Source organism: Aeromicrobium sp. CF4.19 (assembly GCF_051262555.1).
GTDB lineage: Bacteria > Actinomycetota > Actinomycetes > Propionibacteriales > Nocardioidaceae > Aeromicrobium.
This window is the reverse complement of record NZ_JBIMEU010000002.1, coordinates 492406-507666: the sequence shown is the minus strand read 5'-3', so window position 1 is coordinate 507666 and position 15261 is coordinate 492406. Positions and strand designations below refer to the sequence as shown.

The following is a 15261-nucleotide window of genomic DNA, read 5'->3' as shown; positions in this document are numbered from 1 at the left end:
CTCCTGATCGAGTGGGGTGCGGGTGGTGATGCCGTCGTCTCGACCCTACTCGCGTGCGACTAGACTCCACCACGTGAGTGCCCTGCGTGACGACGTCCCCGCCGCGACGTCCCCCCAGAGGACGCACGAGTCGACGACAGGCTCGTCGCGTCCCGCGATCGTCGACGTCGTCGGCGCGTACGTCGCCCTCATGAAGCCGCGCATCATCGAGCTGCTGCTTCTGACGACGGTCCCGGTGATGTTCCTGGCCGCGCGGGACGTGCCGCCGCTGTGGCTGGTCGTCGCCACCGTGGTCGGCGGGACTCTCTCGGCCGGCAGCGCGAACGCGCTGAACTGCGTGGTGGACGCCGACATCGACACCAAGATGCGTCGAACGGCGCGTCGGCCGCTGCCGCGCCACCGGGTCTCCACCACCTCGGCCCTGGTCTTCGGGCTCGTTCTGGGCGTCGTCTCGACGGTGTGGCTCGGCGCCTTCGTGAACTGGCTCTCCGCGTGGCTCGCGCTCGCCGCCAACGTGTTCTACGTCGTCGGCTACTCGATGATCCTCAAGCGGCGGACCTCACAGAACATCGTCTGGGGAGGCGCGGCCGGCTGCTTCCCGGCGCTCATCGGCTGGACGGCCGTGACGAACGAGCTGGCCTGGGCACCGGTCGTGCTGTTCCTCGTGGTGTTCTTCTGGACGCCTCCGCACTTCTGGTCACTCGCGATGCGCTACCGGGAGGACTACTCCGCGGCCGACGTGCCGATGCTCCCCTCGGTGGCGCCGTCGGCGGACGTGGCCCGGCAGATCGTCGCCTACAGCTGGGTGATGGTCGCCACGTCGCTGCTGCTGTGGCCGGTGGCCCAGACGGGCTGGTTCTACCCGGCGACGGCGATCCTGCTCGGCATCATCTTCCTCGTCGAGGCCTATGACCTCCGCTCGCGGGCCAGAGACTCCGAGGAGCTGTCGGTGATCAAGCCGATGCGGCTCTTCCACCTCTCCAACGCCTACCTCGCGCTGCTCTTCGTCGCCGCGGCGGCCGACCCCTTCATCGGATGATCCCCGGGCACTGGGAGCCCTACCACCGTCTTGAGGACATGGAGCTCGTCGGCTACCTGGTCCCTGACGGCGAGCAGGTCGTCCCGGTCACCCTCGTGGGGACGCCGCTCGCCGAGCCGTCGGACAGGTTCGCGGCCGAGCAGGAGCTGGAGGCGGTCGGCCTGTCCTACCTGGCTGAGCCGTGGCTCCTGCGGCACGACGACGGATCCGAGCAGCGGGTGGTCGTGGTCGAGGTCGATCCTGAACGCGTGGTGGTGGCCAACGCGGACTTCGCCCTGGTGGTGGGAGCACCGCGTGACATCGGCGACCGGGTGGAGCTGCCCAACCCGACGGACCGGCTTCGCCCCGCACGATGATCGCGGTGCACCGCCTCGAGCCCGAGGAGTGGCTCACGTGGCGAGCACTGCGCCGGCGCGCGCTGCACGAGGATCCGGGAGCCTTCGCCGCGTCGACGGCTCTCTGGACGGGCGCGGACGACGTCGAGGCCCGCTGGAGCGGCCGCATCGCCGCCGCCCGTGCCTGCTTCGTGGCGCACCGTTCCGGTGTGCCGGTCGGCATGGTGGCTGCGGACCCTTCTCCGGGCGGCGGGCCGGGCCTCGTGCTCGCGTCGATGTGGGTCGCACGGGAGGCACGTCGGCTCGGAGTCGGCCGCCGTCTCGTCGAGGCCGTGCTCGGCCAGGCCGGGGGCGCCGACGTACGACTGCGCGTCATGGCTGACAACGTCGGTGCCGTCGAGGCGTACGAGCGGTGCGGCTTCCGGCTCGTCGGGACGCCCGTCGACGAGGAGGGCTGCCTCGCCATGGTGCGGCCCGGCGAGCGACCCGCACGGTAGCGTCGCCTCGTCCGCAGCACCGTCACCAGGAAGCACCATGCCCGTTGATCCCACCGGACAGGACCTGAAGCGCTACCTCGCCGAGGACGAGGGCGGTGACGTCGTGATGCTGAACCTGCTGCGCTTCCGCCCAGACGGCCGGTCCTCCTAGGAGGCCTACGCGCGCGAGATCGGACCGCACCTCGAGCGCGTGGGCGGCAGCATCGTCTACGCAGGCGACTGCGCGTCGTCGTTGGCCCTGGCCGAGGTCACCGGGTGGGACGCCGTCCTGCAGGCGACCAGCCCCTGGGCCGGCTCGGAGGGCTAGACCCGGGCGTCGTCCCGCGGCCGGGCGCCGTGATCGGCCGGCACCGGGCGGGTCGCGGCCACGAGGAGCAGACGCGTTCCCAGTGCCACGAGCACTCCCGCTCCCACGAGATGGGCCGCCACGAGCGCGATCGGCAGGTCGGTGAGGTACTGCACGACGCCGATGAGGCCCTGGGCGAGCTCGGCGACGAGCAGGACGACCACGGGCCCGAAGGCGGGTGTACCGCGCAGCAGCACGCACGCGACGACGGTCAGCGCGACGAGCGCGTAGACGCTGGTCGCGTGGACGTGGCTCCACGTCTGTGGGTCCAGGCCGTTGCGTGGGGCGCCGAGGTCGCCGGCGTGTGGACCGCTGCCGGTCACGACCGTGCCGAGGTAGACGGCGACCCACAGCAGGCCGTAGACGGCGACGACGAGCGCGCCTCGCGCGCCGACCGGCCCCACGCTCTCGTGCCCACGCACCCGCAGGAGCAGGACGGTGGAGCCGGCGATCAGTCCCATCGAGAGGATCAGGTGCAGCGAGACGATCCAGGGGTTGAGGTTCGTCAGCACGGTGACGCCGCCGATGACGGCCTGGAACGGGATCCCGGCCGCGAGAAGCACGGCCAACGGACGCAGGGCGCGGCCCTCGCTCCAGCGCCAGACCGCCACCAAGGTCGCGATCGCGACGGCCACGAGGACGTAGGTGAGGAGTCGGTTGCCGAACTCGATGACGCCGTGCAGTCCGAGCTCGCCGTGGGGGACGAAGGACTCGTCGGTGCACCGCGGCCACGTCGGGCAGCCCAGCCCGGACGCCGTCAGACGCACCATCCCACCTGTGAGGACGATGACGGTGTTCGCGACGACGGACGCCCACGCCCAGGCCACGACGTGCCGGCGCGAGGGTGCGGTCACCGACGCCATCACTCCCATCGGAAGGTCCTCGCGGTCAGCGCGGTCGCCACGGCCGCCCAGGCGGTCAGCACCACGACGGGGAGCAGGCCCGGGGCTCCGGTGTCGAACGCGGTGCGCAGACCGTCGCCCAGCGCACCGGACGGCAGCAGGCGCAGGACGTCCGCCAGGGCGTCGGGGTGTCGCTCGAGAGGAACGAGCAGCCCACCGCCGACCAGCAGCAGGACGTACACGAGGTTGGCGACGGCGAGCGTGGCCTCGGCGCGCAGGGTCCCGGCGATGAGCAGCCCGAGTGCGCCGAAGGCCGCGGTCCCGAGCAGGGCGAGCAGGAGCAACCACGCGAAGGCAGCGAGCCCACCCCCGGGCTGCCAGCCGATCGCGAGTGCCACGACCACGAGGACCGTGAGCTGCACGACCTCCAGGACGAGGATCGCGAGGACCTTCCCGGCCAGCAGCCCCCACCGGGGGAGCGGCGAGGCGCCGAGGCGCTTGAGGACCCCGTAGCGGCGCTCGAAGCCGGTGGCGATGGCCAGGGATGTGAACGACGTCGAGAGCACTGCGAGCGCCAGCACCCCCGGCGTGGCGATGTCGATCGTCCGTCCGGGCCCGAGGTCGACCACGTCACCCGCTCGCGTGGCGGCCAGCAGCAGCAGCAGCGGGATGACGAGCGTCAGCAGCACCTGCTCGCCGTTGCGGCTCAGCAGGCGCAGCTCCATGAGGGCCTGTGACCGCACCATCGTGGTCGTCGGTGCGGCGCCGGGGCGGGGCGAGAGGTCTGGGCTCATCGAGCTTGGGCTCATCGAGTCTGGGCTCATCGAGTCTGGGCTCATCGCAACCTCCGTCCGGTGAGGTCGAGGAAGCGGTCCTCCAGGGTCTGGCGCTCCACCAGCACGGACTCCGCCAGGACGCTCTCGGCGGCACACCAGGCGGTCACCGTCGCCAGCAGGGCGGGGTCGACGTCGCCGGTGACGACGTACCGACCGGGCTCGGCCTCGTCGGCCTTGGTGCCGTCGGGCAGTGCCTGCATGAGACCGCCGACGTCGAGCCCGGGGCGTGCCGAGAACCGGATCGTGCCCTGGGCCCCGGCCTCGGCCAGCTGGGCGGGGGTGCCCGAGGCGATGACCCGTCCGGCGTCGACGATGTGGACGAGGTCGCTGAGTGCCTCGGCCTCGTCCATGAAGTGGGTGGTCAGCACGACGGTGACCCCACTGGCACGCAGCTCGTCGAGCAGGTCCCACGTGGCGCGCCTGGCCTGAGGGTCCAGGCCCGCGGTGGGCTCGTCGAGGAAGACCAGCGCAGGGCGGCCGACGACGGCCATGGCGAGACCGAGGCGTTGCTGCTGGCCGCCGGAGAGCCGTCGGTAGGGCGTCCGGCCGCAGGAGCCGAGGCCGAGGCGCTCGACCAGGAGGTCGACGTCGAGCGGGTGGGCGTGCAGGGAGGCCATGTGCCGCAGCATCTCTCCGGCCCGGACACCGGTCCAGGCGCCACCGGACTGCAACATGACGCCGACCTGAGGTCGCAGGGTCGTCGCGTCCGCACGGGGATCGAGGCCGAGCACGCGGACCGTGCCGGCCTGGACCGGCCGGAAGCCTTCGCACGTCTCGACCGTCGTGGTCTTGCCGGCGCCGTTCGGCCCCAGGATCGCGGTGATGGTGCCGGCCGGCACGTCGAGGGAGAGCCCGTCGACGGCCGTCACGCCGCCGTAGCGCATGACGAGGTCACGCACCTCCACGGCCGGCTGGTTCACCCCGACAGTCTAGGGACCACACCCTGCGCGCACTGCTCAGGTCGACCTCACCGCGATGTCCGTGCGCAGCACTACGCTTCGGACATGGACCTGCCCGTCATGCCGCCCCTGCGGCCGATGCTCGCCAAGTCCGTCAAGGGCGTGCCGGCAGCGGACTCCGTGCCCGGCGGCCTGGTCTACGAGCCCAAGTGGGACGGCTTCCGCGCCATCGTCTTCCGCGACGGCGAGGAGGTGGTCATCGCCAGCCGCTCCACCAAGGAGCTCGGGCGCTACTTTCCCGACGTCGAGGCCGCGGTGCGCGAGCAGCTGCCCGAGCGGTGCGTCGTCGACGCGGAGATCGTGACGGTCGTCGGCGACCGGCTGGACTTCGACACCCTCTCCCAGCGTATTCACCCGGCCGCCTCGCGTGTGACGCTGCTGGCGGAGCAGACTCCGGCCAGCCTGGTGGTCTTCGACCTGCTCGCCCTCGGCGAGGAGTCCTACCTGGACCGCCCCCTCGCCGAGCGTCGCGCCGCCCTCGAGCAGGCGCTGGCCCACGCCCACGCACCCGTCCACCTCACCCGGACCACGTCCGACGCCGCGCAGGCCGAGCAGTGGTTCCACCAGTTCGAGGGTGCGGGCCTGGACGGCGTGGTGGCCAAGCGGCTGGACGCTCCCTACGCTCCGAACGGCCGCACGATGCTCAAGGTCAAGCACGCGCGGACCGCCGACGTCGTCGTCGCGGGGTACAGACTGCACAAGACGTCCACGCCCGAGGAGCCGCTGCTCGGGTCGATGCTGCTGGGCCTGTACGCCGACGACGGCCGGCTCCAGCACGTCGGGGTCTGCGCCTCGTTCAGCGCGAGCCGCCGGGCGGAGCTGGTTGCCGAGCTCGAGCCTCTGCAGGTGTCCTCCGGCGACCACCCCTGGGGGGCCTGGCAGGACGAGCAGGCCCAGGCCGAAGGGCGGCTGCCCGGTGGCCAGAGCCGCTGGTCCGGCACCAAGGACCTCTCCTTCGTCCCGCTGCGCCCCGAGCGCGTGGTGGAGGTTGGGTACGAGCACATGGAGGGCGCGGGCGACGGCGCCCGGTTCCGTCACACCGCCCAGTTCAAGCGGTGGCGGCCGGACCGCGAGCCCACGTCCTGCACCTACGCGCAGCTCGAGGAGGTCGTCCGCTACGACCTCGCCGAGGTGCTCGACGGATGAGCGCGCGCGACACCGCGGAGCGACTCGAGCCCGCCTCACGAGGGGAGTGGGCCGCCTGGCTCGCGCGGCACCACACGCGCGGCACCGGCGTCTGGGTGCGCCTCGACGACCGACGGGCGGAGGGGGAGGACGCCCACTCCTACGAGAACGCCGTGCTGGAGGCGCTCTGCTGGGGTTGGATCGATGGCCAGACGCGTCGTGACGGCCCGGCGAGCCTCATCTGGTTCAGCCCGCGACGCGCCCGCAGCGGGTGGGCGGCCACCAACAAGGCCAGGCTGGAACAGCTCGTGGCGCAGGATCGGATGCAGCCGCCGGGCCTGGCCGCCGTGGAAGCCGCCCGGGCCAACGGCTCCTGGACGGTCCTGGACGGACCGGAGGCAGGTGTCGTGCCGCCCGAGCTTTCCGACGCCCTGGCCGCCGAGCCCGACGCCGGCGAGTTCTGGGACGCCCTGCCCCCCAGCGCGCGCAAGTACGCCCTCTCGCAGGTCGCCCTGGCCAAGCGGGACGTGACCCGGCGCTCGCGCGTGGACCGCATCGTGCGGCAGTGCGCGAACGGTGAGCGCCCCGACCGCTGACCCGCAGTCAGTCTCCGGCGAGGCGTCGAAGCTGCTCGATGAGGGCCTGGGTCGGCACCAGCTCGTCGCCGGTGACGAGCTCGCCACGGATCTCCTCGGTCAGGGACTCCACGCCGTCCTCGCCCAGGTGCTTGACCTCGTCGTGCAGGGCCTCCATGCGCGTGTCGAGCGCATGAGCCGCGTCCGCGGCCTCGCGGAGCCGCGCCTGCAGGTCGTCGGGCACCAGGCCCCGGTACTTGTAGTGGATCTTGTGCTCCAGGCTGGCCCAGAAGTCCATCGCGATGGTGCGGAGCTGCACCTCGACTGTCACTGGCACGGTGCCGTCGGAGAGGTAGACGGGCACCTCGATCAGCGTGTGCAGGCTGCGGTAGCCGTTCTGCTTGGGCGTGGCGATGTAGTCGCGGACGTCGATGACCTTGAGATCGGACTGACCCGTGAGCAGCTCGAAGACCCGGTGGACGTCGGAGACGAAGCTGCACGTGACCCGGACCCCGGCGATGTCGGTGATCGTCTCGCGCATGGAGGCGAACGTGGGCTGCGTGCCCTTGCGCTGCATCTTCTCGGCGAGGCTGTCGGGCGACTTGAGCCGTGAGGCGACGTGCTCGATCGGGTTGGTCTGGTGCAGGAGCGCGAACTCGTCGCGCAGGATCGTCAGCTTGGTGACGACCTCCTCCATCCCGAAGCGGTGGCGCATCATGAAGCGGGTGAAGTCGTGCCGCAAGGTGCGCAGGTCGCCGATCCGGATGACTGAGTCGTCGTCGGCGAGATCGGGAAGCGGTGCGTGGTGAGGCTCCACGGCGACCACCCTACGTGGGCTCGGGCTGAGCCCGGGCCTTGCTCGGCTGGACCCGTCTGGGCTCGCCCGGCATCTTCGGGTACTCCGGCGGATAGGGCATGTCAGTCAGGCCGGACTCGAGGTCGCGGCGGTACCAGTCGAGCAGCGGCGTGAGGTCGTGCTGCACGTCGTCGATCTCGCCATGAGCGTCACCGCGCTCGGCCAGCAGGTCCGGCACGGTGTGCAGCGTGTAGGCCATCGGGTCGGTGACACCGGCCAGGTCGTCCCAGGCCAGTGGCATCGAGACCGGGGCGCCGGGCTTGGGTCTCAGGCTGTAGGCCGAGGCGATCGTGCGGTCCCGGGCGTTCTGGTTGAAGTCGACGAAGACGTTGTCCCCGCGTTCTTCCTTCCACCATGCCGTCGTGACGCCGGCGGTGCGTCGCTCCAGCTCGCGGCCGAGGGCGATGGCGGCGTGTCGGACGTCGGTGAAGGTCCAGCGGGGCGCGATGCGGACGTAGACGTGGATGCCGCCCTTGCCGCTCGTCTTGGGGAAGCCACGGATGCCGACGTCGGACAGCAGCTCCCGGACGGCTCCGGCCGACCGCACCGCGTCGCCGAAGTTCGTGGCGCCATGCGGGTCGAGATCGATGCGCAGCTCGTCGGGCCGGTCGACGTCGCCGCGGCGCACCGGCCAGGGGTGGAAGGTGATGGTGCCCATCTGGGCCGCCCACGCCGCCACCGCCACGTGGTCCGGGCACAGCTCGTCGGCCGTGCGGCCGGACGGAAAGTGCACCCGCACCGAGCGCGCCCAGTCGGGCATGCCGCGCATGAGTCGCTTCTGGTAGAACGCGTCCCCTTGCGGACCACGTCCCCCTCCATGACGCGGTGTGGCGTCGCGAGCGGTCAGCTCCATGCCGGGCAGGACTCCCTTCGGCCAGCGCTCCAGGGAGGTGGGGCGGTCCCGCAGCGCCCGCTCGATGCCGTCGGTGACGGCCACGTAGTACTCGACGACCTGGAGCTTCGTCACCTCCGGGCCGTGGGGGCCGGCAGGGAAGATGACCCGGTCAGGGCTGGAGACCCGGACCGCCCGCCCGCCGGCATCGACCTCCACCGCTGCCGCTTTCGCCATGGGCCCACCCTAGGACCTCAGTGACACCTCGAGGCGTCACTGAGGCTCACCTTCGTTGAACGGTCGGAATCAATAACGGCACACTGATGTTGTGAAATACATGAGCCCGCCGCAGGAGGTGATGTCCGTGACCGACGACGCACCCACGCGCGAGCGCGTCGCGACGTCCATCCTGGAGCACGGGCCCTCCACTGCGGCCGCCCTGGCCGAGGGTCTCGGCCTGACCGCCGCAGCCGTCAGACGACACCTGGAGCAGCTGCTCGCCGACGGCGTCGTCAGGCAGCGCGAGCCGCGCGCTCTCGCCGGTCGTGGTCGCGGCCGACCCGCCAAGGTATTCATGATCACCGACGCCGGACGCGACACCTTCGCCCACGCGTACGACGACCTCGCAGCCGACGCCCTGCGCTTCCTGCGCGAGAGCGGGGGAGACGAGGCGGTGGCGGCCTTTGCCCGGCGCCGGATGCGCGAGTTCGCCGGTCGGTACCGCTCGCTCGTCGAGCAGGCGGACCCGGCCGATCGCCCCGGAGCCCTGGCCGAGGCGCTCAGCGCCGACGGCTATGCCGCGTCGGTCGGGTCGACACCCGCCGGTGAGCAGATCTGCCAGCACCACTGCCCCGTGGCGCACGTCGCCGGTGAGTTCCCGCAGCTCTGCGAGGCCGAGACCGAGATGTTCGCCGAGCTGCTCGACACCCACGTCCAACGACTTGCCACCATCGCCCACGGCGACGGTGTGTGCACGACGCACCTCCCCGCCGCACGACCAACCCAGTCCACCCAGTCCACCAACGCACTCCACACAGAGAGGGTGTCTCCATGACCACCAACTCGATCGAGGACCTCAACCCGGGTCTCAAGGACGTCGGCCGCTACGAGTTCGGCTGGTCCGACGCCGACGACAAGGGCGCCAACGTCCAGCGCGGCCTCTCCGAGGACGTCGTCCGCAACATCTCCGGCCTCAAGGACGAGCCGCAGTGGATGCTCGACCAGCGACTCAAGGGCCTCAAGCTCTTCGGCCGCAAGCCGATGCCCGTCTGGGGCTCCGACCTCGGCGGCATCGACTTCGACAACATCAAGTACTTCGTGCGGTCCACCGAGAAGCAGGCCCAGTCCTGGGAGGACCTGCCCGAGGACATCAAGAACACCTACGACCGGCTCGGCATCCCCGAGGCCGAGAAGCAGCGCCTGGTCTCCGGCGTCGCCGCGCAGTACGAGTCCGAGGTCGTCTACCACTCGATCCGTGAGGACCTGGAGGAGCAGGGCGTCCTGTTCCTGGACACCGACACGGCGCTCAAGGAGCACCCGGAGCTGTTCGAGGAGTACTTCGCGACGGTCATCCCCGTCGGCGACAACAAGTTCTCCGCGCTCAACTCCGCGGTCTGGTCCGGCGGCTCGTTCATCTACGTGCCCAAGGGCGTCCACGTGGACATCCCGCTGCAGGCCTACTTCCGGATCAACACCGAGAACATGGGCCAGTTCGAGCGGACGCTGATCATCGCCGACGAGGACTCCTACGTCCACTACGTCGAGGGCTGCACGGCGCCCATCTACTCCAGCGACTCCCTGCACTCCGCCGTCGTGGAGATCATCGTGAAGAAGGGCGCCCGCGTGCGCTACACGACGATCCAGAACTGGTCGAACAACGTCTACAACCTCGTGACCAAGCGGGCCACGTGCGAGGCCGGCGCCACGATGGAGTGGGTCGACGGCAACATCGGCTCCAAGGTCACCATGAAGTACCCGGCCGTCTACCTCATGGGCGAGCAGGCCCGTGGCGAGACGCTGTCCATCGCCTTCGCCGGTGAGGGTCAGCACCAGGATGCCGGCGCCAAGATGGTGCACGCCGCACCGAACACGTCCAGCTCGATCCTGAGCAAGTCCGTGGCGCGTGGCGGTGGACGGACCTCCTACCGAGGCCTCCTGCAGGTCCTCGACGGTGCCCACGGCTCGGCGAGCACGGTCAAGTGCGACGCCTTGCTGGTGGACCAGGTCAGCAGGTCCGACACCTACCCCTACGTCGACGTCCGCGAGGACGACGTGACTCTCGGTCACGAGGCCACGGTCTCCAAGATCAGCGACGATCAGCTCTTCTACTTCATGTCTCGTGGCATGGAGGAGGACGAGGCCATGGCGATGATCGTCCGCGGCTTCGTCGAGCCGATCGCCCGTGAGCTGCCGATGGAGTACGCGCTGGAGCTGAACCGCCTCATCGAGCTGCAGATGGAGGGGGCGGTCGGATGACCGCGTCGACCGATCTCGGTACCCGAGAGGCAATCCACGACACCACCGGTGCTGCGAGCGAGAACGCTGCGGCTGCCCTGGAGCACGTCGAATCTCATCTGCACCCCGAGCCGTCCTACGACGTCGAGGCGCACCCCGTGCCCACGGGCATGGAGGAGATCTGGCGGTTCACGCCGCTCAAGCGCCTGCGTGGGCTGCTGGACGGTGCACCGTCGGACGCCGCGCTGCGCTGGGAGCAGACGCTGCCCGAGGGCGTGACGCTGACGACCATCAGCACCGCCGAGGCGCAGGCCCTCGCCGTCTCCGCGCCGTTCGATCGGCTCGGAGCACTCGCTGCGGCCAACGCCGGCAGCGCCGTCCTGATCGACGTGCCGGCGAACACCGAGCTCGACGAGCCCGTCCTCGTGCGGCTCACCGGTGACTCGGCCGACACCACGGTCTGGAGCCACGTCGTCATCCGGGTCGGCACCCACGCCAAGGCCAAGGTCGTGCTGGACCACGCCGGCAGCGCCACGTACGACGTGTTCTCCCCGGTGATCGTCGGGGACGGTGCCCAGCTGGACCTGGTGACCGTCAACGACTGGGAGGACGACGCCGTCCACGCCGGCCAGTACAACCTGCGGGTCGGCCGCGACGCCACAGTGCGCCTGTTCGAGATCAGCCTCGGTGGCGACCTCGTCCGCACCAGCGTCAACGTCGACTACGCCGGCCCCGGTGGCTCGGCCGACGTCTACGGCGTCTACTTCGCCGACGCCGGCCAGCACATCGAGCACCGCCAGTTCATCGACCACACCGCGCCCCGGACCAAGAGCAACGTCCTCTACAAGGGCGCGCTGCAGGGTCAGGACGCGCACACGGTCTGGATCGGCAACGTGCTCATCCGCAAGGTCGCGGAAGGCATCGACACCTTCGAGCAGAACGACAACCTCGTCCTGACCGACGGTGCCAAGGCCGACTCGGTGCCCAACCTGGAGATCGAGACCGGCGAGATCGCCGGCGCCGGCCACGCCAGCACCACCGGGCGTTTCGACGACCAGCACCTGTTCTACCTGCAGAGCCGGGGAATCCCCGAGGACGAGGCACGCCGCCTCGTCGTGCACGGGTTCTTCAACGACATCATCCGCCGGATCGGTGTCCCCGAGCTGCAGGAGCGCCTCGTCAGCGCCATCGAGGACGAGCTGGCCGAGAACGTGGGACGTCTGGCATGACGTCCGTTCGTGCGGCCGCCCTCGCCGACGTCCCCGAAGGCGGCGTCCTCGCCGTCGAGGTGGACGGCACGGAGCTCGCGCTCGTGCGCTCCGGCGACGAGGTCTTCGCGATCCGCGACGAGTGCTCGCACGCCGCCATCCCGCTCTCCGAGGGCGAGGTGGAGGGTTGCGAGATCGAGTGCTGGCTGCACGGCTCGCGCTTCGACGTCCGCAGCGGCAAGGCACTCAACCTCCCGGCCACCGAGCCCGTTCCCACCTACCGCACCAGCATCGAGGGCGCCGACGTCATGGTCGACCTCTCCACCCCCAACTGACCAACGCTGTCTGACAGCACAGGAGCTGAAACATGACCACCCTGGACATCAAGGACCTGCACGCCTCGGTCGAGACCGAGGACGGCCCCAAGGAGATCCTGCGCGGCGTCAACCTGACCGTCCGCTCGGGCGAGGTGCACGCCATCATGGGCCCCAACGGCTCGGGCAAGTCGACCCTCGCGTACTCCATCGCGGGTCACCCCAAGTACACGATCACCAGCGGCTCGGTGACGCTCGACGGTGAGGACATCCTCGAGCTCAGCGTCGACGAGCGCGCTCGTGCCGGCCTCTTCCTGGCCATGCAGTACCCCGTGGAGGTTCCCGGCGTCTCCGTCTCGAACTTCTTGCGCTCGGCCAAGACGGCGATCGACGGCGAGGCGCCCAAGCTCCGCACGTGGGTCAAGGACGTCAACCAGGTCATGGAGCGGCTCAACATGGACAAGGAGTTCGCGCAGCGCAGCGTGAACGAGGGGTTCTCCGGTGGCGAGAAGAAGCGTCACGAGGTCGCCCAGCTCGAGCTGCTCAACCCCCGGTTCGCCATCCTCGACGAGACCGACTCCGGCCTGGACATCGACGCCCTGCGCGTCGTCTCCGACGGCGTCAACCGCTACAGCGAGCAGGGCGACCGCGGCGTCCTGCTGATCACGCACTACACGCGCATCCTGCAGTACATCAAGCCCGACTACGTGCACGTCTTCGTCGCCGGCCGCCTGGCTGAGTCCGGCGGTCGTGAGCTGGCCGACCAGCTCGAGGCCGAGGGCTACGACAAGTACACGCGGGCAGCGGTCCAGGCCTGAGCATGACCCTTCGACAGGCTCAGGACGGCGCTCCCACCGGGCAGGCCGCGGGCTACGACGTCGACAGGATCCGGGAGGACTTCCCGATCCTGCAGCGGCGTCTGGCCGGCGACCTCCCGCTCGTCTACCTCGACAGCGCCAACACGTCGCAGAAGCCTCGCCAGGTCGTCGAGGCGATCGAGCAGCACTACCTGGCGCACAACGCCAACGTCGCTCGCGCGATGCACCAGCTGGGCGCAGAGGCCTCCGAGGCGTTCGAGGACGCCCGCACGGAGGTGGCGTCCTTCATCGGCGCCCCGCGGCGCGAGGAGGTCGTGTTCACCAAGAACGCCTCCGAGGCGCTCAACCTCGTGGCTCGTGTCCTGGGCGACGCCGGCACGGTCGGCGCCGGTGACGAGGTCGTCATCAGCGAGATGGAGCACCACTCCAACATCGTGCCGTGGCAGCTGCTCACCGAGCGCACCGGCGCCACCCTGCGCTGGTTCGGCATCACCGACGAGGGCCGCCTCGACCTCGGCGAGGTGGAGCAGCTCATCACCGAGCGCACCAAGGTCGTCTCGCTCACGTGGGTCTCCAACATGCTGGGCACCATCAATCCGCTCGACGCGGTGATCCGCCGGGCGCACGAGGCCGGCGCGCTCGTGGTGGTCGACGCCTCCCAGGCGGTGCCCCAGCTCCCGGTCGACGTCGCCGCCCTCGGGGCCGACTTCGTCGCGTTCACCGGCCACAAGATGGTCGGGCCCACCGGCATCGGCGTGCTGTGGGGGCGGTACGACCTGCTGGCCGAGCTGCCGCCCTTCCTCGGCGGCGGCGAGATGATCGAGACGGTCACGATGGAACGCTCCACGTTCGCGGCCCCACCCTCGCGCTTCGAGGCGGGTACCCCGCCGATCGCGCAAGCCGTCGGGCTGGGCGCTGCCGCGCGGTACCTCTCGGGCCTCGGCATGGACAACGTCGCCGCGCACGAGCAGCAGATCACCGCGTACGCCTTGGCCCGGATGCAGGAGGTCGACGGGCTGACCGTCGTCGGCCCGACCGAGCCGGTGCTGCGAGGGGGAGCGATCAGCTTCACGCTCGACGACGTGCACCCCCACGACGTCGCGCAGCTGCTCGACGCCCGTGGCGTCGCCGTCCGGGCCGGGCACCACTGTGCCAAGCCGGCCCATCGTCGTTTCGGCGTGCAGTCGACCACCCGCGCGTCGTTCTACCTCTACACGACGGAGCAGGAGATCGACGCCCTCGTGGAGGCGATCCTGTACACGCAGCAGTACTTCGGGAGCCGCTGATGAGCCAGGCCATGAACGTCGATGCGCTCTACCAGGAGATCATCCTCGACCACTACAAGCGTCCGCACGGTGCTGGGCTCAGGGAGCCCTTCGAGGCCGAGTCCCATCACGTCAACCCCACGTGCGGTGACGAGATCACGTTGCGCGTGCACCTCGATGGCAACACCGTGACCGACGTGTCCTACGACGCCGAGGGCTGCTCGATCAGCCAGGCGTCGACCTCGGTGATGTTCGACCTCGTCGAGGGCAAGGAGGTCGAGGAGGCGTTCGCCGTGCTGGACGCCTTCACCGAGCTCATGCAGGGACGCGGCAAGGTCGAGCCCGACGAGGACGTCCTGGAGGACGCGATCGCCTTCGCCGGCGTTGCGCAGTTCCCTGCCCGTATCAAGTGCGCGCTGCTGTCCTGGATGGCGTTCAAGGACGCCACGTCCCAGGCGCTCGCCGCGCAGACCCAGACCGCCCCGTCCGACCAGACCCAGGAGGCACCATGACCGAGAACGTGCAGACCGACCACTCCGACCTGCCCGAGGTCACCGCACCGTCGGGCGCCACCTCCGGCGAGGACATCTGGGAGGCGATGAAGGACGTCGTCGACCCCGAGCTCGGCATCAACGTCGTCGACCTCGGCCTCGTCTACGGTGTCGACGTCGACGAGCACAGCAACACCGTGCTGTCGATGACCCTCACGTCAGCCGCCTGCCCGCTCACCGACGTCATCGAGGACCAGACGCGCCAGGCGCTCGACGGCCTCGTCAACGACTTCCGGATCGAGTGGGTCTGGATGCCGCCGTGGGGCCCGGACAAGATCACCGACGACGGCCGCGAGATGCTGCGCGCCCTCGGCTTCAACGTCGGCTAGTACCTCGGCTCGACCGAGGCGAGCTCGGAGCGAGCGCTGGTCAACGGGGAGTCGTCCGGCGCTCGCTCGGGCGCGCCGTC

18 protein-coding genes are annotated in these 15261 nt (G+C 70.3%); 13 read left to right on the top strand and 5 right to left on the bottom strand.

What is annotated here, in order from left to right:
• The first annotated feature begins 157 nt into the window (after positions 1 to 157).
• Genes ACHAAC_RS07100 through ACHAAC_RS07090 form a run of 3 tightly spaced genes read left to right on the top strand, consistent with a single transcriptional unit; the run spans position 158 to position 1871 of the window.
• Positions 158 to 1039: a heme o synthase gene (locus tag ACHAAC_RS07100; RefSeq protein WP_435715525.1), complete on the top strand. Its 882-nt coding sequence runs from the start codon at positions 158 to 160 to the stop codon at positions 1037 to 1039.
• A complete protein-coding gene (locus ACHAAC_RS07095) occupies positions 1036 to 1395 on the top strand; it encodes a hypothetical protein (RefSeq protein ID WP_435715357.1) in 360 nt (119 codons plus the stop codon). Before ACHAAC_RS07100 ends, ACHAAC_RS07095 begins: the two co-directional genes overlap by 4 nt.
• 5 nt (positions 1396 to 1400) lie before the next feature.
• The gene (locus tag ACHAAC_RS07090) at positions 1401 to 1871 is read left to right on the top strand and encodes an N-acetyltransferase family protein (protein ID WP_435715356.1); all 471 of its coding nucleotides are present in this window, start codon (positions 1401 to 1403) and stop codon (positions 1869 to 1871) included.
• A 303-nt stretch (positions 1872 to 2174) separates the two neighbouring features.
• On the opposite strand, the gene ACHAAC_RS07085 is transcribed toward ACHAAC_RS07090, so the two are convergent.
• From ACHAAC_RS07085 to ACHAAC_RS07075, 3 genes are read right to left on the bottom strand one after another with little or no spacing between them, the layout of a single operon-like run.
• Entirely contained in the window at positions 2175 to 3089 is a 915-nt protein-coding gene (locus ACHAAC_RS07085) for a COX15/CtaA family protein (protein WP_435715355.1), read from the bottom strand.
• On the bottom strand, positions 3080 to 3853 hold the full coding sequence (locus tag ACHAAC_RS07080) for an ABC transporter permease (RefSeq protein ID WP_435715354.1): 774 nt from the start codon (positions 3851 to 3853) through the stop codon (positions 3080 to 3082). The genes ACHAAC_RS07085 and ACHAAC_RS07080 overlap by 10 nt, the downstream gene beginning before the upstream one ends.
• A gap of 41 nt (positions 3854 to 3894) precedes the next feature.
• Positions 3895 to 4815: an ABC transporter ATP-binding protein gene (locus tag ACHAAC_RS07075; protein WP_435715353.1), complete on the bottom strand. Its 921-nt coding sequence runs from the start codon at positions 4813 to 4815 to the stop codon at positions 3895 to 3897.
• 84 nt (positions 4816 to 4899) lie between these two features.
• Between ACHAAC_RS07075 and ACHAAC_RS07070 the strand changes: the two genes are divergently transcribed.
• Together ACHAAC_RS07070 and ACHAAC_RS07065 are read left to right on the top strand one after the other, a co-directional pair.
• Complete coding sequence (locus ACHAAC_RS07070; protein ID WP_435715352.1) at positions 4900 to 6000, top strand: ATP-dependent DNA ligase; 1101 nt, start codon at positions 4900 to 4902, stop codon at positions 5998 to 6000.
• Positions 5997 to 6575 carry a YdeI/OmpD-associated family protein gene (locus ACHAAC_RS07065; RefSeq protein WP_435715351.1) on the top strand — a complete coding sequence of 193 codons (579 nt, stop codon included), beginning with the start codon at positions 5997 to 5999 and terminating at the stop codon, positions 6573 to 6575. The genes ACHAAC_RS07070 and ACHAAC_RS07065 overlap by 4 nt, the downstream gene beginning before the upstream one ends.
• A gap of 7 nt (positions 6576 to 6582) precedes the next feature.
• Here ACHAAC_RS07065 and ACHAAC_RS07060 read toward each other — a convergent pair whose 3' ends face one another.
• Both ACHAAC_RS07060 and ACHAAC_RS07055 read right to left on the bottom strand, forming a co-directional pair.
• Positions 6583 to 7371 (bottom strand): GTP pyrophosphokinase, encoded by a 789-nt coding sequence (locus ACHAAC_RS07060; RefSeq protein WP_435715350.1) that lies wholly within the window; start codon positions 7369 to 7371, stop codon positions 6583 to 6585.
• A 10-nt stretch (positions 7372 to 7381) separates the two neighbouring features.
• Complete coding sequence (locus ACHAAC_RS07055; RefSeq protein WP_435715349.1) at positions 7382 to 8479, bottom strand: DNA polymerase domain-containing protein; 1098 nt, start codon at positions 8477 to 8479, stop codon at positions 7382 to 7384.
• 121 nt (positions 8480 to 8600) lie between these two features.
• On the opposite strand from ACHAAC_RS07055, the gene ACHAAC_RS07050 reads away from it, so the two are divergent.
• From ACHAAC_RS07050 to ACHAAC_RS07015, 8 genes are read left to right on the top strand one after another with little or no spacing between them, the layout of a single operon-like run.
• The gene (locus ACHAAC_RS07050; RefSeq protein ID WP_435715524.1) at positions 8601 to 9296 is read left to right on the top strand and encodes a helix-turn-helix transcriptional regulator; all 696 of its coding nucleotides are present in this window, start codon (positions 8601 to 8603) and stop codon (positions 9294 to 9296) included.
• Positions 9293 to 10717, top strand: coding sequence for a Fe-S cluster assembly protein SufB (gene sufB / locus ACHAAC_RS07045; RefSeq protein ID WP_435715348.1), 1425 nt, complete (start codon positions 9293 to 9295; stop codon positions 10715 to 10717). The genes ACHAAC_RS07050 and sufB overlap by 4 nt, the downstream gene beginning before the upstream one ends.
• Positions 10714 to 11925 (top strand): Fe-S cluster assembly protein SufD, encoded by a 1212-nt coding sequence (sufD, locus tag ACHAAC_RS07040; protein ID WP_435715347.1) that lies wholly within the window; start codon positions 10714 to 10716, stop codon positions 11923 to 11925. The genes sufB and sufD overlap by 4 nt, the downstream gene beginning before the upstream one ends.
• On the top strand, positions 11922 to 12239 hold the full coding sequence (locus ACHAAC_RS07035; RefSeq protein ID WP_435715346.1) for a non-heme iron oxygenase ferredoxin subunit: 318 nt from the start codon (positions 11922 to 11924) through the stop codon (positions 12237 to 12239). Before sufD ends, ACHAAC_RS07035 begins: the two co-directional genes overlap by 4 nt.
• Before the next feature lie 32 nt (positions 12240 to 12271).
• On the top strand, positions 12272 to 13036 hold the full coding sequence (gene sufC, locus ACHAAC_RS07030; RefSeq protein ID WP_435715345.1) for a Fe-S cluster assembly ATPase SufC: 765 nt from the start codon (positions 12272 to 12274) through the stop codon (positions 13034 to 13036).
• A 2-nt stretch (positions 13037 to 13038) separates the two neighbouring features.
• Complete coding sequence (locus ACHAAC_RS07025) at positions 13039 to 14322, top strand: cysteine desulfurase (protein ID WP_435715344.1); 1284 nt, start codon at positions 13039 to 13041, stop codon at positions 14320 to 14322.
• A gap of 11 nt (positions 14323 to 14333) precedes the next feature.
• Entirely contained in the window at positions 14334 to 14813 is a 480-nt protein-coding gene (sufU, locus tag ACHAAC_RS07020; protein WP_435715523.1) for a Fe-S cluster assembly sulfur transfer protein SufU, read from the top strand.
• Entirely contained in the window at positions 14810 to 15181 is a 372-nt protein-coding gene (locus ACHAAC_RS07015) for a metal-sulfur cluster assembly factor (RefSeq protein ID WP_435715343.1), read from the top strand. Before sufU ends, ACHAAC_RS07015 begins: the two co-directional genes overlap by 4 nt.
• Positions 15182 to 15261: the final 80 nt, after the last annotated feature.